23 protein-coding genes are annotated in these 23,707 nt (G+C 44.3%); 16 read left to right on the plus strand and 7 right to left on the minus strand.

Going from position 1 to position 23,707, the window contains the following annotated elements; genetic code table 11:
- Positions 1-17: 17 nt before the first annotated feature.
- The gene (gene efeB / locus CJU60_RS01550; protein WP_095712731.1) at positions 18-1,268 is read left to right on the plus strand and encodes an iron uptake transporter deferrochelatase/peroxidase subunit; all 1,251 of its coding nucleotides are present in this window, start codon (positions 18-20) and stop codon (positions 1,266-1,268) included.
- Between the two features lie 89 nt (positions 1,269-1,357).
- Entirely contained in the window at positions 1,358-1,960 is a 603-nt protein-coding gene (locus CJU60_RS01555; protein WP_095712732.1) for a DsbA family oxidoreductase, read from the plus strand.
- Positions 1,961-2,004: 44 nt separating this feature from the next.
- Here CJU60_RS01555 and CJU60_RS01560 read toward each other — a convergent pair whose 3' ends face one another.
- From CJU60_RS01560 to slrA, 3 genes are all read right to left on the minus strand, one after another.
- A complete protein-coding gene (locus CJU60_RS01560) occupies positions 2,005-3,546 on the minus strand; it encodes a solute symporter family protein (RefSeq protein WP_095712733.1) in 1,542 nt (513 codons plus the stop codon).
- Complete coding sequence (locus tag CJU60_RS01565) at positions 3,543-3,857, minus strand: DUF485 domain-containing protein (protein ID WP_024123298.1); 315 nt, start codon at positions 3,855-3,857, stop codon at positions 3,543-3,545. Before CJU60_RS01565 ends, CJU60_RS01560 begins: the two co-directional genes overlap by 4 nt.
- A gap of 435 nt (positions 3,858-4,292) precedes the next feature.
- Positions 4,293-4,451, minus strand: a complete 159-nt coding sequence (slrA, locus tag CJU60_RS01570) for a transcriptional regulator SlrA (protein ID WP_024123297.1) — start codon at positions 4,449-4,451, stop codon at positions 4,293-4,295.
- Positions 4,452-4,804: 353 nt separating this feature from the next.
- On the opposite strand from slrA, the gene CJU60_RS01575 reads away from it, so the two are divergent.
- The 4 genes from CJU60_RS01575 to galT all read left to right on the plus strand — a co-directional run bounded on the left by CJU60_RS01575 (position 4,805) and on the right by galT (position 8,677).
- The gene (locus CJU60_RS01575; RefSeq protein WP_095712734.1) at positions 4,805-5,476 is read left to right on the plus strand and encodes a TetR/AcrR family transcriptional regulator; all 672 of its coding nucleotides are present in this window, start codon (positions 4,805-4,807) and stop codon (positions 5,474-5,476) included.
- A 17-nt stretch (positions 5,477-5,493) separates the two neighbouring features.
- Positions 5,494-5,877, plus strand: a complete 384-nt coding sequence (locus tag CJU60_RS01580; protein ID WP_024123295.1) for a GtrA family protein — start codon at positions 5,494-5,496, stop codon at positions 5,875-5,877.
- Between the two features lie 82 nt (positions 5,878-5,959).
- Positions 5,960-7,132: a galactokinase gene (locus tag CJU60_RS01585; protein ID WP_095712735.1), complete on the plus strand. Its 1,173-nt coding sequence runs from the start codon at positions 5,960-5,962 to the stop codon at positions 7,130-7,132.
- A 3-nt stretch (positions 7,133-7,135) separates the two neighbouring features.
- On the plus strand, positions 7,136-8,677 hold the full coding sequence (galT, locus tag CJU60_RS01590; protein WP_095712736.1) for a UDP-glucose--hexose-1-phosphate uridylyltransferase: 1,542 nt from the start codon (positions 7,136-7,138) through the stop codon (positions 8,675-8,677).
- Positions 8,678-8,739: 62 nt separating this feature from the next.
- On the opposite strand, the gene CJU60_RS01595 is transcribed toward galT, so the two are convergent.
- Entirely contained in the window at positions 8,740-8,985 is a 246-nt protein-coding gene (locus CJU60_RS01595) for a GlsB/YeaQ/YmgE family stress response membrane protein (protein WP_010332356.1), read from the minus strand.
- Between the two features lie 517 nt (positions 8,986-9,502).
- Here CJU60_RS01595 and qoxA point away from each other — a divergent pair.
- The 4 genes from qoxA to qoxD are packed head-to-tail and all read left to right on the plus strand — an operon-like array spanning position 9,503 to position 13,449.
- Positions 9,503-10,468 (plus strand): cytochrome aa3 quinol oxidase subunit II, encoded by a 966-nt coding sequence (qoxA, locus tag CJU60_RS01600; protein ID WP_081638380.1) that lies wholly within the window; start codon positions 9,503-9,505, stop codon positions 10,466-10,468.
- Positions 10,469-10,495: 27 nt separating this feature from the next.
- A complete protein-coding gene (gene qoxB / locus CJU60_RS01605; protein ID WP_010332354.1) occupies positions 10,496-12,445 on the plus strand; it encodes a cytochrome aa3 quinol oxidase subunit I in 1,950 nt (649 codons plus the stop codon).
- Positions 12,446-12,458: 13 nt separating this feature from the next.
- Positions 12,459-13,073: a cytochrome aa3 quinol oxidase subunit III gene (gene qoxC / locus CJU60_RS01610; RefSeq protein WP_003236031.1), complete on the plus strand. Its 615-nt coding sequence runs from the start codon at positions 12,459-12,461 to the stop codon at positions 13,071-13,073.
- Between the two features lies 1 nt (position 13,074).
- Positions 13,075-13,449 carry a cytochrome aa3 quinol oxidase subunit IV gene (gene qoxD, locus CJU60_RS01615; RefSeq protein ID WP_095712737.1) on the plus strand — a complete coding sequence of 125 codons (375 nt, stop codon included), beginning with the start codon at positions 13,075-13,077 and terminating at the stop codon, positions 13,447-13,449.
- Between the two features lie 40 nt (positions 13,450-13,489).
- On the opposite strand, the gene ywcE is transcribed toward qoxD, so the two are convergent.
- Positions 13,490-13,756 carry a spore morphogenesis/germination protein YwcE gene (gene ywcE / locus CJU60_RS01620; protein ID WP_081638379.1) on the minus strand — a complete coding sequence of 89 codons (267 nt, stop codon included), beginning with the start codon at positions 13,754-13,756 and terminating at the stop codon, positions 13,490-13,492.
- 229 nt (positions 13,757-13,985) lie between these two features.
- Here ywcE and CJU60_RS01625 point away from each other — a divergent pair, with 229 nt between their 5' ends.
- From CJU60_RS01625 to CJU60_RS01640, 4 genes are all read left to right on the plus strand, one after another.
- A complete protein-coding gene (locus CJU60_RS01625) occupies positions 13,986-15,131 on the plus strand; it encodes a GNAT family N-acetyltransferase (protein ID WP_095712738.1) in 1,146 nt (381 codons plus the stop codon).
- Between the two features lie 211 nt (positions 15,132-15,342).
- Complete coding sequence (locus CJU60_RS01630; RefSeq protein WP_095712739.1) at positions 15,343-16,527, plus strand: FtsW/RodA/SpoVE family cell cycle protein; 1,185 nt, start codon at positions 15,343-15,345, stop codon at positions 16,525-16,527.
- A gap of 103 nt (positions 16,528-16,630) precedes the next feature.
- Positions 16,631-17,380 (plus strand): oxygen-insensitive NADPH nitroreductase, encoded by a 750-nt coding sequence (nfsA, locus tag CJU60_RS01635; RefSeq protein WP_095712740.1) that lies wholly within the window; start codon positions 16,631-16,633, stop codon positions 17,378-17,380.
- Positions 17,381-17,557: 177 nt separating this feature from the next.
- A complete protein-coding gene (locus CJU60_RS01640) occupies positions 17,558-18,562 on the plus strand; it encodes an LLM class flavin-dependent oxidoreductase (protein ID WP_095712741.1) in 1,005 nt (334 codons plus the stop codon).
- Between the two features lie 57 nt (positions 18,563-18,619).
- On the opposite strand, the gene CJU60_RS01645 is transcribed toward CJU60_RS01640, so the two are convergent.
- On the minus strand, positions 18,620-21,040 hold the full coding sequence (locus CJU60_RS01645; RefSeq protein ID WP_095712742.1) for a S8 family peptidase: 2,421 nt from the start codon (positions 21,038-21,040) through the stop codon (positions 18,620-18,622).
- Between the two features lie 529 nt (positions 21,041-21,569).
- Between CJU60_RS01645 and CJU60_RS01650 the strand changes: the two genes are divergently transcribed.
- Both CJU60_RS01650 and sacT read left to right on the plus strand, forming a co-directional pair.
- Positions 21,570-21,872, plus strand: coding sequence for a hypothetical protein (locus CJU60_RS01650; RefSeq protein WP_010332348.1), 303 nt, complete (start codon positions 21,570-21,572; stop codon positions 21,870-21,872).
- A 41-nt stretch (positions 21,873-21,913) separates the two neighbouring features.
- Positions 21,914-22,744: a sac operon transcriptional antiterminator SacT gene (gene sacT, locus CJU60_RS01655; protein WP_024123283.1), complete on the plus strand. Its 831-nt coding sequence runs from the start codon at positions 21,914-21,916 to the stop codon at positions 22,742-22,744.
- A gap of 38 nt (positions 22,745-22,782) precedes the next feature.
- Here sacT and CJU60_RS01660 read toward each other — a convergent pair whose 3' ends face one another.
- Positions 22,783-23,550, minus strand: a complete 768-nt coding sequence (locus tag CJU60_RS01660) for a formate/nitrite transporter family protein (RefSeq protein ID WP_095712743.1) — start codon at positions 23,548-23,550, stop codon at positions 22,783-22,785.
- Between the last annotated feature and the right edge of the window lie 157 nt (positions 23,551-23,707).

Raw genomic sequence — 23,707 nt, forward strand, 5'->3', positions numbered from 1 at the left:
AGGAGTTTTGTAACAGCATGAGCGATGAACAAAAAAAGCCAGAACAAATTCACAGACGGGACATTTTAAAATGGGGAGCGATGGCTGGGGCGGCCGTGGCGATTGGCGCCAGCGGCCTCGGCGGTCTCGCTCCGCTTGTTCAGACCGCGGCTAAGTCATCGAAGAAGGACGAAAAAGAGGATGACCAGGTTGTTCCATTTTACGGAAAGCATCAGGCCGGAATCACCACTGCCCATCAGACGTACGTGTATTTTGCCGCGCTTGATGTGACGGCGAAGGAGAAAAGCGATATCATCACGTTATTCAGAAACTGGACCAGCCTGACACACATGCTGACGTCAGGCAAAAAAATGTCGAGCGAACAGAAAAATCAATACCTGCCGCCGCAGGATACAGGTGAATCGGCTGATTTACCGCCTTCCAACTTAACGGTTACATTTGGCTTCGGGCCTGACTTTTTCGAAAAAGATGGGAAGGATCGTTTCGGACTGAAAAGCAAGAAACCGAAACACCTTGCTGCCCTTCCGGCTATGCCGAATGACAATCTCGATGCGAAGCAGGGAGGCGGAGACATCTGCATCCAAGTATGCGCAGATGATGAACAGGTGGCGTTTCACGCGCTGCGAAACCTATTGAATCAAGCGGTGGGCACCTGTGAAGTCCGCCTGATAAACAAAGGCTTTTTAAGCGGAGGCAAAAAAGGAGAAACGCCGCGCAATCTATTTGGGTTTAAAGATGGAACAGGAAACCAAAGCACCAAGGATGACACCTTGATGAATTCGATCGTGTGGATTCAGTCCGGCGAGCCTGACTGGATGACCGGCGGAACTTATATGGCTTTTCGGAAAATCAAAATGTTCCTTGAAATTTGGGACCGCTCTTCCCTGAAAGATCAAGAGGATACTTTCGGCCGCAGAAAAAGCTCAGGGGCACCTTTTGGCCAAAAAAAAGAAACAGACCCTGTCAAGCTGAATCAAATCCCGTCAAATTCGCACGTCAGTCTTGCGAAATCTACGGGGAAACAGATTTTGCGAAGAGCCTTTTCTTATACAGAAGGCATTGACTCAAAAACCGGCTATATGGATGCAGGTCTCCTGTTTATCAGCTTTCAAAAAAATCCCGACAATCAGTTCATCCCCATGCTGAAGGCACTTTCGGCAAAGGATGCGTTAAATGAATATACGCAAACGATTGGTTCTGCTTTATATGCAATCCCCGGCGGGTGCAAAAAAGGAGAATATATTGCTCAGCGGTTGCTTGAATCGTAAAGAGAAGCCATGCAGGCTTCTTTTTAAAAAAAACAGTTGTAACTTTTATTGTTACAGTTTAAAATCAACCTATACGAAAGGAGACAATCATGACCGTACAGATTAAAGTTTATTCAGATTACGTGTGCCCATTTTGTTTCATTGGAAAAGCCGCTTTTGAAGAGGCGATAAAAGGAAAGGATGTTGAAGTCGAGTGGATGCCGTTTGAATTGCGTCCAAGTCCTTCACCGCAGCTTGATCCTGTAAACGACCCTTCCAAGAAGTATATGTGGCAAACCTCGATCAGACCGATGGCGGAGAAATTGGGAGTCGATATCAAATTTCCAAACGTCTCGCCTCACCCATATACAGACTTGGCTTTTGAAGGCTTTCACTTTGCCAAAGAATACAACAAAGGACATGAGTACAATACCCGTGTATTTGCAGCATTTTTCCAAGAGGGCCAAAACATCGGGGAGATTGATATCTTGACGAAGCTGGCGGAGGAAGTTGGCTTAGACGGAGCATTATTCAAAGCTGCGCTGGAAGCAAGAACATATCAGGACGTGCAGCGGCAAGCTCTGAAGCACGCCTATGAAGAAGCTGACATTACAGCCGTACCAACCTTTGTCATCGGCGACACCGTGATTCCGGGAGCAGCCGGCAAGGAAGTATTTGAAAACGCGATTTCTCAGGAACAACAGAAAACGTAACCTAAGAAAGCTCTCTAAACAAAAATCTGTTTAGAGAGCTTTTTTTAATCCTGATCCATATGAATTCCCGTATGCGCCTTCACCTGAATTTCCGCAAATGTATCTTCACTAGCCGTTTTATCAGAAGACAGAAGCGTTCCAAGCCACGCACCGAGGAAACCGAGCGGAATCGAAATGATGCCCGGATTAGACAGCGGGATGAGCGGCTCGCCTACAAAAATAGCACCTCCGGCCGGGTCCCACACACTCGGGCTCATCGACACGAGGACAAGAGCACTGATCAGCCCAGTCAGGCTGCCCCATAATGCGCCTGAGGCATTGAATCTTTTCCAAAACACAGTAAACACAATCAGCGGAAGGTTTGCGCTGGCGGCAACGGCAAATGCCAATGCGACAAGAAAGGCGACATTTAAGGATTGAGCAAAAATCGCAAGAATGATAGACAGCACTGACACGGCGACAGATGCCCATCTAGCCGCTTTCATCTGTTCTTTCTCAGTTGCTTCTCCTTTTCTGATAATCTGGCTGTAGATATCATGGGCAAACGCAGAAGCGGCAGACAGCACCAAGCCTGTCACCACTGCCAAAATCGTGGCAAAGGCGATGGCTGATACAAACGCGAACAGGAAATCTCCCCCGAGTGCTTTTGCCAGAAGGGGCGCCGCCATGTTTCCTGCTGGATCGGCCGCTGTAATCGCGTCAAAACCGACAAACGCGGCCGCGCCAAATCCGAGAAATACCGTCATAATGTAAAACACACCGATGATCCATGTTGCTGAAACGACTGATGCCCGGGCAGTTTTGGCATCCTTAACTGTATAAAAGCGAATTAAGATATGCGGAAGGCCGGCGGTCCCCAGCACAAGTGCCAAATTCAGCGACAGGGTTTCAAGCGGGACCTTGTATTTGTTCCCTGGATTTAAAAAATCAGCGCCAAGCGGGGTAGCGGTTTTCATTTGCTCAAACATTGTATTAAGGTTAAAACCAAATTTAGAAAAAACGATGATGGAGATGACGAGGGTGCCGGCCATCAGCAAAACGGCTTTGATAATCTGAACCCAGCTCGTCGCGATCATTCCGCCGAACACGACATAAATGGTCATGAGCACTCCGACAATCAGAACGGCCGCGGTATAATCGAGCCCAAGCAGCAGTTTAATCAGCGCCCCTGCCCCCACGAGCTGAGCGATCATATAAAAGGTAGAGATGGCGATGGTATTGAGAGCGGCGACACCGCGGATCTTCTTTTCTTTAAAACGCGCCGCAATCATGTCCGCCATCGTATACTTTCCGAGATTCCGAAGCGGCTCCGCCACGATATAGAGGACAACGAGATAAGCGACAAGAAAACCGATGCTGTAAAAAAATCCGTCGAACCCATATAACGCAATCATTCCGGCAATGCCGAGGAACGACGCGGCAGACATGTAGTCGCCGGCAATTGCCAGTCCATTCTGAACACCGGTGAGCCCGCCGCCGGCCGTATAAAACTCACTCGTCGTTTTCGTTTGTTTCGCTGCAAAATACGTAATCACAAGCGTCAGTCCGACAATCGCTACAAATAACAGAAACGCTGTCAGGTTCATGTCTGTTCACCCTTCAGCTCTTCTTTTAAAGCGTTTACAAATTGGTCGTAACGAGCTGCCTTTCGGGAATACACCGTACAGAGTGTCCACGTCATAGCGAATTGAGCGATAGCAAACAGCCAAGCCCATGAAACAGCACCAACTGCCGGAGTATTCAAAAAGGTGAAATAAGACGTTAAAACAGGGAGTGAAAAATAAAAGACAAAAAAGAAAATCGCAGTTGGAACAATAAAGGCCCGTTTCTGCTTCAAAAAGGCTTGAAAAGATGGAGACCCAGCAATCTTTTGGTAATCAGCTTGCGATCTGTACATGGCTTTCCTCCTTTTATTCTGCTGAAAAATAAGCATAAAGGTACACCAATAGGTATGTACAGAAAGTCTGATTTATTCTTCAGGATCATAAAGTGGACGAAAAAAGCAGGAAACGTGAAGATAAGAACGCGGGGGTATAAAACGGGCGAAGGTTTTCCAGCTGCTGTATATTAACAAGTTTGCTTTCAAAACCTCACCAAATGCAGCCTTGCAAAGCTGCTCTTTTTCTAAAGTCCGGTTTCATGTTCGCATCACCTCTTTATGACAATGCATGTGCCAAGAGGTGACCGCATCACCAGCTGTCTGTCATATTTTAGGCTGAAACACCGTTTGTCCTCAAAATCGGCGCAGTATATAAGCTATCGAATAGAGGAAATGGTGAAAACTCAGATCAGATGATAGAAAAGCCAGAGGTAAAAGATCCGCCTGTCCGGATTAGTCTTGGCGGACGGTTTTTTTGTGATTGGTTTTCCTCATCGCTGTTTCAGATTCTAAAAACTGCCTCACATCATGAATGCCTAACCCAATGGATCTAGCTTCTTGAATCAACAAATGCCAATCTTTGTCCAAATCTTTTTTAACTTGAGTTTTCATAGTAACCTCCAATTGTATAAAATGTTTTCCTGCAACATCCTGGCAATAAAAGGCAAGCCGGTGCGATGATGAGGCGAGTACAACAAATTTCACACATAGTTGCTCGGTGTTCACAAACTGAAGGAAAAATCACCTACCTATTCCCTAAAAAAATGACTAATATAACCAATGGACCTTATTTATAATAATAAACAATTAAATACTGACTGGATAGTATGTAAATGAAAATAAATCCTATTGCCTATTAAATATGACCCCTTAACAACCGAATAGCATACCTCTGGAAAGAAATAAATACCGCAAAAGATTGATCCGGTGTAAGATAAGGGTAATCATACCGGCTGGAGAAAAATATGAAAAAAAACAAATTTCAAATTAAAAGAGAGCAAACATTTGAAAAATTTATAGAGGCTGGCTTGAATCTATTGATTGACCGAGCGTATGACCCTGTGTCTGTAGAAGAAATCAGCAGAGCTGCCGGGTACAGTAAAGGCGCATTTTATGTTCATTTTGACAACATGGAAGACTTCCTGCAGCATATCTTCGAAAATCATCAAATGAAAAAACAGATTATCATCGGCTACCTGGATGAAATCGAGCGGACATCTGCGAAACCGCTGACGCTGCATGAGGCTGCAAAACATGCCGCAGAGCTGCTGTTTTCTTACTACAAAAATAAACCATCATGGGACATCACCTCGTTTGCAATGAATATGCCGACCTTTAAAGCTGTCCAAAAATGCAAGGCTTATGTAGGGCTATACGAATTGTGGGTGGAAGAAAATACGTCATATATTCATTGGCTGAAGGAGAGAAAGCTGGTTGACGACAGTATTGATCCTGTATATACGGCTAAAATAATATGTGCGGTGCTTGACGGAATCATCAAACAATCGCGTGTATTGGGCCATCCGGCCACATTCCGCAGCTTTTTTGACGCGCTTTCCGTTTTTGTTACTTTTAACCGCGAATACGCAAAGCTAAGAAATTTGAAAAGTTTTTCAGAAAGCGAGGAACATCAGTGAAGTATAGAGAAATGATTATGTATATCATTATGGGGGTTTTCACGACAATCGTGAATATCGCCAGCTTTTATATATTGGTAGAGATCATGAATGTGGATTATAAAGCTGCTACAGTAGCCGCTTGGATTTTGTCTGTTCTGTTTGCTTACATCACAAATAAAGTATATGTGTTTCAGCAGAAGACAGATGACCTGCAAAGCCTGCTGAAAGAGCTCACTGCCTTTTTCAGCGTTCGGGTGCTGTCTCTCGGCATAGACCTTGGCATGATGATCATCCTTGTCGGACAGTTCCATACAAATGAAACGCTGGCCAAAATACTCGACAATGCGGTGATTGTTGTCGTCAACTATGTCGCAAGCAAATGGCTCGTCTTTAAAAAGACAAAAGAAGAAGGGGTATGACAAGGGCGGCAGCATATGATCTTCCGTTTTCGTTACAGAAAGACCGGGAAACAAAAAATAAAAACCATGAAAGGTGATGCACATGCGGGAAGAATTGAAGGGGATATTTGCAAGTGTATTCGGAGAGAAAGAGGGATTACGGTTTTTTTTCGCACCGGGAAGAGTGAATCTGATTGGAGAACATACGGATTATAACGGCGGGCACGTGTTTCCGTGCGCGCTGACCATGGGTACATATGCTGCTGTTGCAGAAAGAAAAGACGGGCTGGTCAGATTGTATTCGGACAACTTTCAGGAAGCCGGCATAAAGGAATGCAATCTTGACGGCATCCGTTATCAAAAAGAAGATGACTGGGCCAATTATCCGAAAGGCGTCATATATGAATTTCAGCAAAGGGGTTATTCGATTCCGCATGGCTTTGACATCGTGTTTTCAGGGAATATTCCAAACGGGGCAGGGCTTTCATCTTCCGCTTCCATTGAGCTGCTGATGGCGGTCGTGCTCCAAAGCTATTTTCATCCTCAACTCGATGCGCTGGAGCTTGTCAAAATGGCGCAGCATGCGGAAAACACATTTATCGGTGTCAATTGCGGAATTATGGATCAATTCGCAATCGGAATGGGGAAAGAACATCATGCGATGCTTCTGAACTGCGATACGCTGGACTATGAATATAGCAAACTCGATGTCTCCGGGCTTGCGCTGGTTATTGCGAACACGAACAAAAAAAGGACATTGGCGGACTCAAGCTATAATGCGAGACGCCAAGAGTGCAGTGACGCGTTGCTGGATCTGCAAAAGGAGCTCGACATTACATCACTTGGCGACATCAAGCCTTCTGACTTCGACGCCCACTCTGGCCTGATCCAAAATGAAACGAACAGACGCCGCGCAAAGCACGCCGTATATGAAAACCACCGCGCCATCAAGACCGCCGACATGTTTAAAGAAAACAATATTCAGGAAATCGGGCGGTTAATGAAGGAATCCCACCTTTCATTGAAGGATGATTACGAGGTGACATGCCCGGAACTCGATGAGCTCGTATTTGCAGCGTGGGAGCAAGAAGGAGTGATCGGCTCAAGAATGACGGGAGCGGGTTTCGGCGGCTGCACGATCAGTATTGTAAAGGATGATTTTGTTGATGACTTTATCCAAAAGGTTGGAGACAAATATCAAGAAAAAACAGGACTCAAAGCGGATTTTTATGTCGCTGATATTGGTGAAGGAGCGAGAGAACTAAAGGGGGAGTGACACATGAGCATTTTTGAACATCTGGAACAGCTGATCGAGTATGGGCTGGAACGAAAACTGATATCGATTTGGGATCAGGAATACACGAGAAACCGACTTTATGAAGCGCTGGACATCAAACATCCCCAGCCGGTCTCAAGCACACTCATTAAGCAGAGCAAGCGTCTTCCTGACTTGCTTTCTCCCATTTACAAGTGGGCGGCAGAAACCGGCCGTATAGAAGCAAATACAGACACCTATCGAGATTTGCTCAGTGCAAAGCTGATGGGCTGTTTTGTCCCGCCTCCGTCTGAGGTCATCCGCAAGTTTGAAGAGACAAAGGCGTTATACGGACCGAAACAGGCGACAAAAGAGTTTTATCAGTATGCAGAGGATGTCTATTATATCAGGTCTGACAGAATCGCCAAAAACGTTCATTGGACGGTGCCGACCGAATATGGCGAGCTGGAAATGACAATTAACCTGTCAAAGCCTGAAAAGGACCCGAAGGCGATTGCGGCTGCCAAAGAACAGACGCAGACGGATTATCCGCCGTGTGTGCTTTGTAAGGAAAATGTCGGCTTTGAGGGAAGTGTGAACCATCCAGCCCGGCAGAATCACAGAATTATTCCTGTTATTCTCAGAGACGAGCAATGGTATTTGCAGTTCTCGCCATACGTGTATTATCCGGAGCATTGCATCGTTTTAAAGGGTGAGCATGAACCGATGGAGATCAGCAAAAAGACGTTTGAAAGACTGCTCTCATTCCTCGGGCAATATCCGCATTATTTTATCGGATCAAACGCAGACCTGCCGATTGTCGGAGGCAGCATTCTAAGCCACGACCATTTTCAAGGCGGGGCGCACGATTTTCCAATGGCGCGTGCCGAAATGACGGACAGATATGAATTGACCAGTTATCCCGGCTTGTCACTGGGCTTAGTGAAATGGCCGATGTCTGTGCTCAGGCTTCAGGGAGACGATCCGCATATTGTCGCTGACGCAGCGGACCATATATTCCGTGCATGGCAGCAATATTCAGATGAAAAAGCCGGCATAGCCGCCTTCACAGGTGATACGCCACATAATACGGTCACACCGATTGCAAGACGCAGGGGAGGCTCATATGAACTCGACATCGTGCTGAGAAACAATCGGACGGATGAGGAGCATCCATTAGGAATCTTCCATCCTCATCAGGAGGTTCATCATATTAAAAAAGAAAATATCGGCCTGATTGAGGTTATGGGCTTAGCGATTTTGCCGGGCCGTTTACAGGAAGAAATGAAAGCAACGGCAGCGTCCCTGTGCTCTGCTGATCCGAAAACAGCATTAGAAGAAAATGAGCTGACGGCTAAACATAAGGATTGGGCTCTTCGTCTGATGGAAAGAAGAACCATAACAAAAGGGAATGCGGAACAGGTTATAAAAGAAGAGCTTGGCCATGTATTCGCACGCATTCTTGAACATGCCGGCGTATTTAAACAGACACCCGAAGGAAAACAGGCCTTCAAAAGGTTTATCCATTGTTTAGGCGTCAAACAAGTAAAAAGCCTCAACCGTTAAGGGAGAGGCTTTTTACTATTGAAAAAAGAGCCCAAAACGTGACGCTTTGGGCTCTTTTGCTCTTATCCTCTTTTTCTTGCTAAGAGGCTTACTAGAAATACAACAATGGCTGAACCGATAATCGCCGGGATAATGGCAAATCCGGCAAGGTGCGGTCCCCATGTTCCAAGCAGCCCGTGGCCGATCCAGGCACCGATAAGACCTGCGATCATCGACCCGATAATTCCTCCGGGCATATCTCCTTTTACAAACAGGCTGCCAACCCATCCGATAATAATAGCGACGATAAGTGAAATTATGAAACTCATCATGCAACACATCCTATTTTAAATTTATTTGCTTATATCATTCCTCCTTTTTGTATAAGATAAACAATTGAATGTGCTAATAAAAAAGCGGGATCAGTTCAGAGCATATCGCCGCTCTATTCAGCCTTTTCTTTCAATATTGGTTGCGTTAAAATGGTAATCGTGTGAAAAGGTGCTAGGCAAGGAAAAATTAATTCCCTTGTAGAATGTTTAACAAAATGAAATTTTTGATTGACCTTGGTTTTTTAATGTGGTAAACCTTTATTTGTCAGTAGAATTAGTTCTTCATCATCTTTCTTTACTTATATGCGGAAATAACTAGAAACTTTTCATCTTAAGCGATAGATATGAATAAAGTTGGAGCAATTTTTGTCGATTTTATGACATTTAAGCGAAAATGGGCTGAAGTTTATAAAAAAATAAAGCTAATAAGTGAAGTTTTTGATAGCATAACAAAGTAGAGAAAAGATTTTGAGGAAGTATGCACTTCAGATTTATTACATCAATAGGAAGGATGGTGATCTTCTTGTTCAGAGCAATAAAACCGTTACTTGTATTAGCGCTGTTAACTGTGGTTTTCGTCCTTGGGGGATGCAGCAATGCCTCAGTACTAGATCCGAAAGGGCCTGTGGCTGATCAGCAAAGTGATTTAATCCTGTTATCTATCGGATTTATGCTGTTTATTGTCGGGGTCGTCTTTGTTCTATTTACCATTATTTTAGTAAAATACCGCGACCGTAAAGGCAAAGATAATGGATCTTATAACCCAGAAATTCACGGTAACACGTTCTTAGAAGTAGTCTGGACAGTGATCCCAATTTTAATCGTCATCGCACTTTCTGTGCCAACCGTACAGACGATATATTCGTTAGAAAAAGCTCCTGAAGCAACAAAGGATAAAGAGCCTCTTGTTGTTTACGCTACTTCGGTAGACTGGAAATGGGTATTCAGCTACCCTGAACAGGATATTGAAACGGTCAACTACTTAAACATTCCTGTCGACCGCCCGATCTTGTTTAAAATCTCATCTGCAGATTCAATGGCATCGCTATGGATTCCTCAGCTTGGAGGACAAAAATACGCGATGGCAGGAATGCTGATGGATCAATACTTACAGGCTGATGAAGTGGGAACTTATGAGGGCCGCAACGCGAACTTCACAGGTGAACATTTTGCCGACCAAGAGTTTGATGTGAATGCTGTAACAGAAAAAGACTTTAACAGCTGGGTGAAAAAGACTCAAAATGAGGCTCCTAAGCTGACAAAAGAGAAGTATGATCAATTGATGCTTCCTGAAAATGTGGACGAATTAACGTTCTCTTCTACTCACTTAAAATACGTTGATCACGGACAAGACGCAGAATACGCGATGGAGGCCCGCAAACGCCTTGGCTATCAAGCCGTTTCACCGCACTCTAAAACAGATCCGTTTGAAAACGTAAAGGAAAATGAATTTAAGAAGTCTGATGATACAGAAGAATGATATTGATCAGGAAAGGAGGAAGCCCGCATGAAATTTAAATGGGATGAATTTTTTGTAACAGGTGACCCATTAATTCTGGGCGCACAAGTTTCCATTGCACTATCTACCATCGCCATCATTGTTGTACTTACCTACTTCAAGAAATGGAAATGGCTCTGGTCTGAATGGATAACAACTGTTGACCACAAAAAACTCGGAATCATGTATATTATCTCTGCTGTAATTATGTTATTCCGCGGCGGTGTCGACGGTTTGATGATGCGTGCCCAGCTAGCGCTTCCGAATAACAGTTTTTTAGACTCAAACCACTATAATGAAATTTTTACGACTCACGGTACGATCATGATTATCTTCATGGCGATGCCGTTTTTAATCGGTCTTATTAACGTTGTTGTACCTCTTCAAATCGGTGCTCGCGACGTTGCATTTCCTTACTTGAACAACCTGAGCTTCTGGACGTTCTTCGTAGGAGCTATGCTTTTCAATATTTCTTTCGTTATCGGAGGTTCTCCGAACGCAGGCTGGACAAGTTATATGCCGCTTGCAAGTAACGACATGAGCCCTGGGCCGGGTGAGAACTACTACCTCCTCGGACTTCAGATTGCCGGTATCGGTACCCTGATGACAGGGATCAACTTTATGGTCACAATCTTAAAAATGAGAACAAAAGGCATGACACTGATGCGTATGCCAATGTTCACATGGACAACACTGATCACAATGGTTATTATCGTGTTTGCTTTCCCTGTGCTTACAGTAGCTTTAGCACTATTATCATTTGATCGTTTGTTCGGCGCTCACTTTTTCACACTGGAAGCAGGCGGTATGCCGATGCTTTGGGCCAACCTGTTCTGGATTTGGGGACATCCTGAAGTATATATCGTTATTCTTCCGGCGTTCGGTATTTTCTCAGAAATTATCTCAAGCTTTGCAAGAAAACAATTGTTTGGTTACAAAGCGATGGTCGGTTCTATTATCGCCATCTCCGTATTGAGTTTCTTAGTTTGGACTCACCACTTCTTCACAATGGGGAACAGTGCGTCCGTTAACTCATTCTTCTCAATTACGACAATGGCAATCTCGATTCCGACCGGGGTTAAAATCTTTAACTGGCTCTTTACAATGTATAAAGGCCGAATCAGCTTTACAACGCCTATGCTGTGGGCGCTTGCGTTCATTCCTAACTTCGTTATCGGCGGGGTTACAGGGGTTATGCTTGCGATGGCAGCAGCGGATTATCAATACCATAATACGTACTTCCTGGTATCTCACTTCCACTACGTGCTGATCGCGGGTACTGTATTTGCTTGTTTCGCAGGATTTATTTTCTGGTATCCAAAAATGTTCGGCCACAAACTGAACGAAAAAATCGGAAAATGGTTCTTCTGGATCTTTATGATCGGGTTCAATATTTGTTTCTTCCCGCAATATTTCTTGGGGCTTCAAGGCATGCCTCGCCGTATTTACACATACGGACCGAATGACGGCTGGACAACATTGAACTTTATCTCAACAGTCGGAGCTTTCATGATGGGTGTAGGATTCTTAATCCTTTGCTATAACATCTACTACAGCTTCCGTTACTCTACTCGTGAAATCAGCGGAGATTCATGGGGTGTGGGACGTACGCTTGATTGGGCGACTTCATCTGCGATTCCGCCGCACTACAACTTTGCGGTGCTTCCTGAAGTCAAATCTCAAGATGCATTCCTGCATATGAAAGAAGAAAAAACTGAATTATACCCTGAAAGCAAATTCAAGAAAATCCATATGCCAAGCAACTCAGGCAGACCGTTCTTTATGTCTGTTGCCTTCGGTATCGCCGGCTTTGGACTTGTCTTTGAATGGTACTGGATGGGCGTAGTCGGATTGATCGGAGTCCTGCTCTGCATGGTTCTGCGTTCATTCGAATACGACAATGGCTACTACGTTAGTGTTGATGAAATAAAAGAGACGGAAAGAAAGATTTCCGAATAAGGAGGCGTGAGTTATGGAACATGCAGAACACGGCAATTCTAACGCGCCTATGGAATATCAATCTGAAACCGGCAGACTTAATATTCTCGGGTTTTGGATCTTTTTAGGGGCAGAAATTGTGTTGTTCTCAACACTATTTGCAACCTTCTTCGTTCTTCAAAACAGAACAGCAGGAGGTGTCTTACCGGACGAACTGTTTGAAGTGAATCTGGTAATGATTATGACGTTCTTGCTGCTTATCAGCAGCTTCACCTGCGGGATCGCTGTTCATGAAATGCGCCGCGGAAGTTTAAAAGGCGTAGTCATTTGGACAATTATTACTCTTCTTCTCGGCGCCGGCTTCGTCGGTTGTGAGATCAACGAGTTTGTCCACTATGTACATGAAGGAGCATCTCTCGGTACAAGTGCGTTCTGGTCTGGATTCTTTGTTTTACTTGGAACTCACGGAACTCACGTAACAATCGGTATTTTCTGGATTACAGGAATTCTGATTCAGTTGAAGAAACGCGGCTTAACTCCGCAAACTTCATCTAAAATCTTTATCTCAAGCTTGTACTGGCACTTCTTAGATGTTGTATGGATTTTCATCTTTACAGGTGTCTATCTCATGGGATTGGGGGGTCTGTAAAATGGCAAACAAATCTGCTGAACACAGTCACTTTCCATGGAAGCACATTGTAGGTTTTGCACTGTCTATTGTTTTGACCCTGCTGGCTCTATGGGTTGCAGTGTATACTGACCTGAGCTCATCAGCAAAACTTTGGATCATTTTCGGCTTCGCCTTCATTCAGGCGGCGCTCCAGCTTCTCATGTTCATGCACATGACAGAGAGCGAAAATGGCGGTATCCAAGTCGGAAACACGCTGTTCGGATTCTTCGGCGCGATCGTTATCGTGCTTGGATCCATCTGGATTTTCGCGGCCCACTATCATCACGGTGACCATATGGACGGAAATCCTCCTGGAGGCGCTGAACACTCAGAGCACTCAGGCCACAACAAATAAGCAAAAACCCTCTTCGTCAGAAGAGGGTTTTTTTGCTGTTTCAGCTGCTGCTTCGCTTTCTGCGAAGATAAGGAAGGCCATAAATGATAAAGGCCGCGATATGAGCGACAATGACGTTGACGGCAAACAGGATAATCATGAGAGTGTGTCCGAGTGGAGAAAGGCTTTCTGTTGCGTAAAAGAAGAAGAATACCCACATTAAAATAATTGGCGGAATAGCAGAGAGTGCGACTTTTTTGTTATCGAGCCAAATAAAGAGGGGAGTAGCGCTGGCAACCAATAAATAAGCAAAAAACATGTCCATCATACCCGTCTCCTTTCATTTTGTGACAGCGTTTACAAAAATGAAGTAGAGGAAATGAATTGTGTCTGTTTTGTGGTTGTTTTGTGAACATTTTGTTACAATTATTATACCATGTTTTCCAGAAATTGATACAGGTAATTGTGGAAATGGTCTGGCACTATTGCCTTATTTTTTATCGCCTATCCGCTAGGAGAATGTATGGAGCTTTCTTTTTAAAAGAAGGGGGATGCAGATGTATCAGGTAATAAAGCTTGAAAGAGAAGATTGGCGAGAAGTGATCCGCATGTCTGAATATGCTTTTCAGAAAGAACTCAGTGATGAGGAACGAGAAGAGAAAGTAAAAGCTTTAGAGAACCATTACATCATCGGAATGAAGGAACAAGAGAAACTCTTCTCTAAGCTTCACATTATTCCCTTTTCTGTCATGCTTGAGGAGCAGGAGATGAAGATGGGAGGTATTGCTGGGGTGGCAACCTGGCCTGAATACAGAAGAAAAGGAACAGTAAAGGAACTTATTCGGAACGCTCTCACGGTCATGAAGAAAGAAAACCAAACCATCAGCTTTTTGCATCCGTTCCTAATCTCCTTTTACCGCAAATTTGGCTGGGAACTTTGTTTCTATCAAAAACGTCTTACTTACCTTAAAGAACAATTGCAAAAGCTAGGTGATACCTCTGGATACATGAGGAGGCTTCAAGAGAATGAAACAGATGCAGTGAATGCCATTTATAATCAGTATAGAACGAAGCATAATGGGCTAATGAAACGTTCAAAGGGGCACTGGACAGAGAAGATCGATGGTATGAAGGCTATGTATATCTCTGAAGATGGAGTGCCTTGTGGATATCTTGTGTATGACATTAAAAATAAAACGATGCGAGTTAAAGAATTTGTTTATTTGAACAGGGAGGCCCAGAGAGGCTTGTGGAATTTTATTTGCCAGCATGATTCGATGCTAAATGAAGTAGAACTGACTGTACAAATGAAGGAAGATCTTGATTTTTTAACTGCCGAACCCCGGGTTAAACAAGAGATATATCCTTATAGTATGGCGCGCATCGTTGACGTTGAAGGTTTTTTACGGGAATATCCAAAATCTCGGCTGACAGCTCCCTTTGACTTTAAGGTAACGGATCAATGGGCCCCGTGGAATCAACAGACTTTCCGTGTCGAGTCCCAGCAGGTGCAGATCATTCCGGAAGAGTCATCTGACCATCTAATAGAATGCAGCATATCTTCTTTAACCGCTTTCTTCCTAGGTGCCAGGAGTGCTCGTTTCCTTTTTGAAACAGGCATGATAAAAGGACCGGTACCGGAAATCAAACGGCTTGATGACGAATTTCAATTAAAACCTCCATTTCTTATGGATTTCTTTTAACCCCTTTTATAGTGGGGTTTTTTTCATTTGAAAAGTTTTGTGTCAATCGAAACATTTCGGTTTATGATACGTCATATTTCGTGTAGCTGAAAAAACGCAGCAACTGTGCGCAAAAAACAAAAAAGGAAACGAGCTTCACGTGTCATCTTGAACGTGGTTCATGTATAATAAACATTAGTGATTTTCCGATGAAAATGTAAGGCGGGATAGAATGAGTCGATATAAGAAACAGCAAAGCCCCTTTTATCAGGGGGATTTGATTTTTATATTTGGTGTGTTTTTTATTATAAGTGTTGTGGCGATTTATGCTGCCGGGCAGTTTGGGCAGTATGGGGACGGGGCTTGGAAGAAACAAATTGTCTATTATATATTAGGTGCTATTGCAGTAGTTGCTTTGCTTTATTTCGACCTTGAGCAGCTAGAAAAACTTAGTTTGTATGTATTTTTATTCGGAATTCTGCTCTTATTGATATTAAAAGTAAGTCCTGAGTCGATTGCACCTGAAAAAAATGGTGCGAAAAGTTGGTTTAAATTTGGATCTGTTACCCTGCAGCCTTCAGAGTTTATGAAGATTGGCCTCATGATGGTGGTGGCCTCGGTAATTTCTAAGACAAATCCTAAAAAAATGCGATCTCTTAGAGATGATGTTTATTTGTTACTAAAGATAGCTGGTGTTTCTGTAGTACCAATCGGGCTTATTCTTCTTCAGGATGCCGGTACAGCAGGGGTTTGTATGTTTATTGTGATTGTAATGATCTTTATGTCTGGTGTGAACTGGAAGCTGATTGCGATTATTGGCGGTGCAGGTGTCTTACTTATTTCTCTTGTCTTGTTAGTCATGATTAATTTTCCTGATGTTGCTAAGTCAGTTGGGATTCAAGAGTATCAAATTAACAGGGTTACATCTTGGGTTTCTGATTCAAATGGAACAACTCAGGAAGATGCAAATAGCGGCTGGCAGGTTGATCAGGCCGTCATGGCTATCGGCTCAGGCGGGATTATCGGAAATGGTGTTCATAATTTGAAGGTTTATGTACCAGAGGGACAGACTGACTTTATTTTTGCTATTTTAGGTGAAAGCTTCGGATTTTTAGGCTGTGCCATTGTCGTCATCATGTTCTTTTTCTTAATCTACAGACTTGTAGTGCTCATTGATAAGATACATCCTTACAGCCGTTTTGCTTCTTTCTTTTGTGTGGGATACACTTCATTAATTGTTATCCACACATTCCAGAATATCGGGATGAATATCGGTATTATGCCTGTTACCGGGATTCCGCTGCTGTTTGTCAGCTATGGGGGAAGCTCGACGCTTGCCACGTTAATTGGTTTCGGTATTGTGTATAATGCGAGTGTTCAGCTGACGAGATACAGAAGTTATTTGTTTAATTCATAAAATGCAGACAGCCTCTAAAGGGCTGTCTTTTTTTGTTTCAGAGCATTTCACTTTTGACTTCACTTTTTTTGGGATATGATAAACAGATAAGGAGGTCCTTGTGATGAACAACACAATTGAAACCATTTTAAACCATCGGTCGATCCGATCTTTTACTGATCAGCTTCTGACAGCTGAGGAAATTGATACATTAGTGAAAAGCGCGCAGGCTGCGCCTACGTCCAGCTATGTGCAGGCTTATTCGATTATCGGTGTTTCCGATCCGGAGAAAAAACGTGAGCTGTCTGTGCTTGCGGGGAATCAGCCTTATGTAGAACATAACGGGCACTTTTTTGTGTTTTGTGCGGACTTGTACCGTCATCAAAAACTGGCTGAAGAAAAAGGCGAACTTATTTCTGAGCTGCTGGAAAATACGGAAATGTTTATGGTCAGTCTAATTGATGCTGCGCTTGCGGCTCAAAATATGAGCATCGCCGCAGAATCAATGGGGCTTGGCATATGTTATATCGGAGGCATTCGGAATGAACTGGACAAGGTGACAGAGGTGCTGCAAACGCCTGACCATGTGCTCCCGCTTTTTGGCCTGGCTGTAGGACACCCTGCCAACCTATCCGGCAAAAAACCGAGATTGCCGAAGCAGGCTGTATATCATGAAAATACCTATAACGTGAATGACGATGATTTTCGTAAACATATGAGTGCATATGACAAAACCATTTCTGATTATTATAGAGAAAGAACAAATGGTCAGCGGGTGGAAACGTGGTCTGACCAAATTCTGAACTTTATGAAGCAGAAACCGCGTACGTACTTAAATGAATATGTGAAGGAAAAAGGTTTTAATAAGAACTAAATGTGAAACCTCTCCGCTGGCGGAGAGGTTTTTATGTTTCACGTGTAACATATTCCGACAAATAGAGACAAGATGACCAAATAAATGACGATTGATCGGGGGACACTGATGAACAGTGTGAGCGGCTTAGAAGAAAAAATAATGGATCAGTGATACGATGAGGACGAGGTGGTAGGGATGTTATCATTAAGTATATTAGATCAATCTCCGGTGTCCGAGGGAAGCTCTGCAGAAACGGCATTACGGGAAACTGTTGAGCTTGCCCAGGCGGCTGAGGATCTTGGGTATAAGAGATTTGGGGTTTCAGAGCATCACTTTTCAAAGCGTCTGGCAGGGTCCAGTCCAGAGGTGCTGATCAGCCATATTGCGGCGAAAACGAACCGGATCAGGGTGGGGTCAGGCGGTGTTATGCTGCCGCACTACAGTGCCTATAAAGTAGCGGAGAATTTTCGTGTGCTGGAAGGTTTGACGCCGGGAAGAATTGATCTCGGCCTAGGCAGAGCGCCGGGAGGAATGCCGATTGCATCTTGGGCGCTCAATGACGGCGGAAAGCGCAATGCTGATCAGTATCCGCAGCAAATCAAGGAGCTGACGATGTATTTGCATGATTTGGCGGATGACAAACACCGTTTTCCGAATCTGACGGCTGCGCCTCATATATCCAGCGCACCGGATGTGTGGCTGCTCGGTTCATCCGGAGAAAGTGCCTTGCTTGCCGCTAAATCGGGTGCCGGCTATATGTTTGCCCATTTTATCAATGGCGAGGGCGGGGAGGATAAAGTCAGACAATATATGAGACGATTTAAGCCGTCTGTGTTAGGAGAAACACCTCGGGCGGCAGTTGCTGTTTTTGTTCTATGTGCGGATACAGAGGAGAAAGCGGAGCAGCTGGGGGCAGTGCTTGATTTTACTCTCTTGGCGGGTGAGCAGGGCATACCTTTAGAAGGCGTTCCTGATTATGAGGCTGTCCGGCAAAATACGTACTCTCCTTATGAACAAAGACGAATTGCTGACAACAGAAACCGAATGATTGTCGGTACGAAAAAACAGGTCAAGGAACAGCTGATGTCCTTGAGTAAGGCTTATGGTACAGAGGAAATCATGGCGGTGACCATTACGAACCGATTTGAGGATAAACTTCATTCTTATCGCCTTTTACAGGAGGCGTTTGCTGAGGCATGAAGCCGCTAAAGCCTGCATGAAAAAAGCCCCGCCGATGTTTCTCGGCAGGGCTGCTTTTTATTCAACAGTAAACGGCTCTTCAGTCAGAACCTGGCTTGATTTGCCTTTGTTCGCTGCATAGGCGAGCATATAATATTCACCGGCTGGGAGCTTTGTGCCCCCATTGATCGTGCCGTCCCAGTCAAAGTACTGATAGCCCTTATCTTGGTTTTTATAAATGCCGGCTTGGCCTGCAAAGTCAAGGTTGCTGTCATAGACGAGAAATGCTAGCTCTTCCGCTCCCGCAGGAAGGTAGGTTTCAATTTCATAGGTGCCTTGTTCAGAGCCCTCATTAACTGAGACAGACGTTACCCTCGGATAATCCGGCTCTTTTACGATCAGCAATGTAGGAACCTTGGCGACAGTTTTTCCGCCTTCTCTAACGATGACTGTTCCTTCATAGGTGCCTGCTTTTGTTTTCTTTGTGTCGACCTTTACTTTTGCAGTGGCTTTTCCGGTTTTATGAGCCGGAATCACAACACGGCTTGTGCCGGATGTGGAAATGCCGCTTCCGTTAAATGAGTATTCTAGCGTGTATGATTTTCTAATGGAAGATTGATTTTCAATTGTAAAGGTTTCTTTTTTCGTTTCGGTTCCTTTTTCCTTCAAAAATGTGCCGTACGAGTAGCTTCCCGGTGTGACGAACGAGTCGGCTTTGATCGCGTTCATAATTCTTGCGCTGCCTGCGCCTTGAGCGTTATGCGGATAGACTTCTCCGTCGCCATCCTTTAATGTGACGGCGGTATTCATGATGGCAGCCTTGATCTGTTCAACGCTCCATTTCGGTTTAGCTTGTTTGATAACGGCAACCGCTCCGGCAATATGAGGTGATGCCATGCTTGTTCCTTGTTTTGACCCGTAGCCATATGGATTGTCAGAATCATGTGTCGGAATGGTGCTGACGATATTGACGCCTGGCGCGGAAATATCCGGCTTAATCATCCACGTGTCCATCACAGGGCCGCGGGATGAGAAATCGGCAACCTGTTCACCGAGCGCTTTTGAGACCGTCAACTTGAATGTTGCTTTTGTCTCGCCTGCTTTCATGGCGCTGATGAGTTTTTCGCCGTCTTCTAATGAAAGCTTAATCGTTGGTACTGACATGCCTGGCACATTGGCTTCAACTTCTCCGGACAGGTTGTTATACACAACCATGCCGATGGCGCCTGCTTTTTTTGCGTTATCTGCTTTATCCACAAAAGCAATGCTGCCCCGTTTGACGAGTGCCACTTTGCCTTTCAGATCTTTTCCTTCAAAGTCCTTTTCTTCGCCGAGGCCAGCGTCGACAAGCTCAACCTCTTTATTGTGAAGCGCCTTGACGTCCTCTTCTTTGTCATAGCCCATGACTTTTGCTGAAGAGTAAGAGCCGAATGAGACGGCGTATTCATTGAGAGGAAGCTGCGTTGCGCCGACAGAAATCGCTTCTCTGGATGTGCCTGGCGATCCCACTGTCCAGCCGTTTGGTCCGCTGTTGCCATTTGATGTAACGGCGACAACGCCTTCTGACATGGCCCAGTCAAGCGCTGTGCTCGTCGCCCAATCCGGGTTGTTTAACGAGTTTCCGAGAGACAGGTTCATCACATCTGCTCCGTCCTGAACTGCACGTTCTACACCGGCGATGACGTTTTCTGTTGTGCCGCTTCCTCCCGGTCCGAGAACGCGGTAAGCGAGAAGTGTTGCATCAGGCGCTACGCCTTTAATCGTACCGTTTGCAGCGACAGTTCCGGCCACGTGTGTTCCATGGTCAGTGGCTCCGCCTCTTGGATCGCCTGTCGGTGTTTCTTTCGGATCGTAATCATTGTCTACAAAATCGTATCCTTTATATTGTCCGAAGTTTTTCTTCAGATCAGGGTGATTGTACTCAACCCCTGTATCAATAACAGCCACTTTGACGCCTTTCCCTGTGTAGCCTAAATCCCATGCATCATTTGCTCCGATATATGGGGCGCTGTCATCCATTTGCGGAGAGACAGCATCCTCGGAGATGGTGATGTCTTTCTCCCTGATATTGTCTGTTTTGTAAGTGACGTTCGGGTACACAGCTTTAACGTCATCTACTGCTAGAAGTTTTGGAATTTCATTAGCTGGAAGCTTCATAGAAAATCCGGAGAATACCTGCTCATATTCTCGTTTTACTTTTCCGTTTTTCACCGCTTTCACGGCTTTATTTTTTGCTTTTGAGCGGGCGTTTTTGAGCTTGCTTTTCGTTTGGTTTACTCCCGCTTCTTTCGCCTCTGCTAAGGATTTTTCTTTTAATTCCACAATCACCGTTGTTTGTTTGCTTGTTGTCATGTCAATATCACCGAATACCTCGGCCTTTTCCAGGTCCGCCGATCCTTTTGAAGAAACCGGTGCTGCCTGTACACCTGTAATGCCTGTGGATAACGTAAAGAATAAAACCAAACCTAGAAGCAGAAAACGAATAATCCCGTTTTTCAATGTGTTTCCCCCTTTGTGTTTAGAAAAAGTGTTAAATATCTAGTATATATTTCTTGAAAATTCAAAAAAATCCTTGTGTCATTTGGACCATTTATTGGATTTTGGTTGTGTATAAGGAAGGAGTTATACACAGAACCCTGTGTATAAGTGAATAAAGCTGTGTATATATATAGTTGGGAATATATGTTCCTATACAAAATATAGATGGGGTTTGTGGACATGTGGATATTTCTTGTGATTAAGTTGTTCTTATCTTTGGGATAACTTGTGTATAAACTTTTTAAAGCGGTTCTCCAATTTTCATTTCATTTCTTTCAGCTTTCAACAAAACTTCTTAAAACTAGTTTGTTTTTTCACTCATATTGTGACAAAGAATTCTCTTTCCACGGTCTATCATAGAGTCATGAGTTTTGCTAGAGCTGCTAGTTTGCGAGAAAAGAAATCGGCCGTCTTTTCCTGTGAGCTGCGGCTGAAAAAACGGGCTGCTAAAAAGGCTGCCTGCCAAAAAGAAGCGGAGGGATGTTTTTCTATGAAACGTTTGCTTGTATCTTTACGGGTGTGGATGGTCTTTTTGATGAACTGGGTGGCGCCGGACCGAAAACATGCGGCTGCCGCTATTTATTCGGCTCAGCGTACATATCAAAGAAAAGCGGCGGTGCAAGCCGCAGGACTGGTTTCGTTTTATGAATGGCGGATGGCTGTGAATGACGAAGAAAAACAGAAAGCGAAAGCCGCCGCTCTCTATAAAAGAAGATGTCTGCAAGCCTTCAAGGAATCGCCAAAGCAGGAGAGGGCCGGCCCGCATCTTTACATGGCGGTCAAAAGGAGGTAAAATCCCAGTCATAAAAGCTAATTGGCGGGAGAGAGAGCCTCTTGAAAATCTATAAGGTATTAAACAACAATGCGGCTTTAATCAAAGAGGATGATCAGGAAAAAATCGTTATGGGTCCGGGCATCGCTTTTCAAAAAAAGAAAAATGATCTCATCCCTATGAATAAAGTAGAAAAGATTTTTGTCGTGCACGACGAGAATGAAAAATTTAAACAAATCCTGCAAACACTGCCTGAGGAGCATATTGACATAGCTGAGGATATCATCAGCTATGCGGAAGGGGAGCTCGCGGCGCCGCTGAGCGACCATATTCATATCGCGCTTTCTGACCATTTGTCCTTTGCGATCGAAAGGATTCAAAATGGGCTGCTTGTGCAAAATAAATTATTGCATGAGATAAAGGCGCTCTATAAAAAAGAATACGAGATCGGCCTGTGGGCGATCGGACATGTAAAAGAGACATTGGGCGTGTCTCTGCCTGAAGATGAAGCGGGTTATATTGCCCTTCACATCCATACGGCAAAGATGGATGCAGAGAGTATGTATTCAGCGCTGAAGCATACGACGATGATAAAAGAAATGATAGAGAAAATAGAAAACTACTTTAATCGAAAGGTGGATGAAAACAGCATTTCCTATCAACGCCTTGTCACGCATTTGCGATACGCGGTCAGCCGGTTGGAATCAAATGAAGCGTTTCATGCCATGGACGAAGAGATGCTTTATTTCATCCAAAAAAAGTATTCATTTGCCTATCAATGTGCGCTGGAGCTGGCGGAGTTTCTGAAAAATGAATATCAATTACATTTGCCGGAGTCCGAGGCCGGCTATATCACGCTGCATGTCCAGCGTCTTCAAGATCTCTCGGAATAACCGCTTTGACTTGCAGGGAGTGATCTCTGGAAGTTTTTTTATTGATCGGCATTCAGCGTGTGATACATCCAGCCCATCATCACAATTCCTGCGGCCAGATTGCCGAGTGTAACAGGAATTAAGTTTCTGGCTGCTCCCGCCAGTGTGACTGTATCAGGGTGATCGATCAAAAGTGAGATCGCAAATGTGCACATATTGGCAATGCTGTGTTCAAAACCGGAAATAAAAAAGCAGAAAACGAAAAGCATCATGGCAAACAGCTTTGCCCCTTCTCCTTTGAGAGACATCGGAATGAAAAAAGCGAGACATACAAGCCAATTGCACAGCATTCCTCGGAAAAACAGCTCTGAGGCAGGCGGCTCCATCTTGTGCTCTGCCAGATGAATCAAAAAGGAATGGGATGCCCCCTCGAAGAGCCCGGTTGCGCTGATAAGTATCGCAAACAAAACGGCTCCGATCAAATTGCCGGTATAGCTGAAAACCCACAGGTACAGGGTGTCGCGCCAGCGGATTCTTTTCCGGAGTGCGGTATAAGTGAAATAAAAGGTGTTGCCGGTGAATAAATCCCCGCCTCCGTAGGCAATTAATACGATAGCAGCTCCAAATGTCACAGCGGCAGCCGGGAAGGCAAACGGTGAGTCGGCAATAGAGAAATAGCTGCCTGTTTTGCTTGCGGCTGTAATGCCAAAACCGATAAACATGCTGGCCAAAATGGATCTGAGCAAATAACGGATTTTGCTTGAAACGAATATGTTTTGTTTTCTTAAAGCATACTGTTCAACCTTTTGCAATGCTTGAGTTTCCATTGTCTTTTCCTGCTTTCTTTGATAGATGAGCATAGTATAGCACGATATTGTGAAGTATTTCACAATTAATATTTACGACTTTTTGTCTAAATGTTTTACATCACTTTTTATCTAAAAAAACAGTTGACGAAAACGCTCTCATCAATTATGATGAAAG

The organism is Bacillus sp. 7705b (assembly GCF_002289525.1).
Classification (GTDB): domain Bacteria; phylum Bacillota; class Bacilli; order Bacillales; family Bacillaceae; genus Bacillus; species Bacillus halotolerans.

Excerpts from the sequence above, each read along its gene's own strand:
- galT (WP_095712736.1), top strand. The coding sequence starts at position 7,136 with ATGAGCATTTTTGAACATCTGGAACAGCTGATCGAGTATGGGCTGGAA.
- nfsA (WP_095712740.1), top strand. The coding sequence starts at position 16,631 with ATGAACAACACAATTGAAACCATTTTAAACCATCGGTCGATCCGATCT.
- CJU60_RS01555 (WP_095712732.1), top strand. The coding sequence starts at position 1,358 with ATGACCGTACAGATTAAAGTTTATTCAGATTACGTGTGCCCATTTTGT.
- CJU60_RS01560 (WP_095712733.1), bottom strand. The coding sequence starts at position 3,546 with ATGAACCTGACAGCGTTTCTGTTATTTGTAGCGATTGTCGGACTGACG.
- qoxB (WP_010332354.1), top strand. The coding sequence starts at position 10,496 with ATGAAATTTAAATGGGATGAATTTTTTGTAACAGGTGACCCATTAATT.
- CJU60_RS01630 (WP_095712739.1), top strand. The coding sequence starts at position 15,343 with ATGAGTCGATATAAGAAACAGCAAAGCCCCTTTTATCAGGGGGATTTG.
- CJU60_RS01650 (WP_010332348.1), top strand. The coding sequence starts at position 21,570 with ATGAAACGTTTGCTTGTATCTTTACGGGTGTGGATGGTCTTTTTGATG.
- ywcE (WP_081638379.1), bottom strand. The coding sequence starts at position 13,756 with ATGATGGACATGTTTTTTGCTTATTTATTGGTTGCCAGCGCTACTCCC.
- slrA (WP_024123297.1), bottom strand. The coding sequence starts at position 4,451 with ATGAAAACTCAAGTTAAAAAAGATTTGGACAAAGATTGGCATTTGTTG.
- CJU60_RS01660 (WP_095712743.1), bottom strand. The coding sequence starts at position 23,550 with ATGGAAACTCAAGCATTGCAAAAGGTTGAACAGTATGCTTTAAGAAAA.
- CJU60_RS01575 (WP_095712734.1), top strand. The coding sequence starts at position 4,805 with ATGAAAAAAAACAAATTTCAAATTAAAAGAGAGCAAACATTTGAAAAA.
- qoxC (WP_003236031.1), top strand. The coding sequence starts at position 12,459 with ATGGAACATGCAGAACACGGCAATTCTAACGCGCCTATGGAATATCAA.
- CJU60_RS01565 (WP_024123298.1), bottom strand. The coding sequence starts at position 3,857 with ATGTACAGATCGCAAGCTGATTACCAAAAGATTGCTGGGTCTCCATCT.
- efeB (WP_095712731.1), top strand. The coding sequence starts at position 18 with ATGAGCGATGAACAAAAAAAGCCAGAACAAATTCACAGACGGGACATT.
- CJU60_RS01625 (WP_095712738.1), top strand. The coding sequence starts at position 13,986 with ATGTATCAGGTAATAAAGCTTGAAAGAGAAGATTGGCGAGAAGTGATC.
- CJU60_RS01595 (WP_010332356.1), bottom strand. The coding sequence starts at position 8,985 with ATGAGTTTCATAATTTCACTTATCGTCGCTATTATTATCGGATGGGTT.
- qoxD (WP_095712737.1), top strand. The coding sequence starts at position 13,075 with ATGGCAAACAAATCTGCTGAACACAGTCACTTTCCATGGAAGCACATT.
- CJU60_RS01585 (WP_095712735.1), top strand. The coding sequence starts at position 5,960 with ATGCGGGAAGAATTGAAGGGGATATTTGCAAGTGTATTCGGAGAGAAA.
- CJU60_RS01640 (WP_095712741.1), top strand. The coding sequence starts at position 17,558 with ATGTTATCATTAAGTATATTAGATCAATCTCCGGTGTCCGAGGGAAGC.
- CJU60_RS01580 (WP_024123295.1), top strand. The coding sequence starts at position 5,494 with ATGTATATCATTATGGGGGTTTTCACGACAATCGTGAATATCGCCAGC.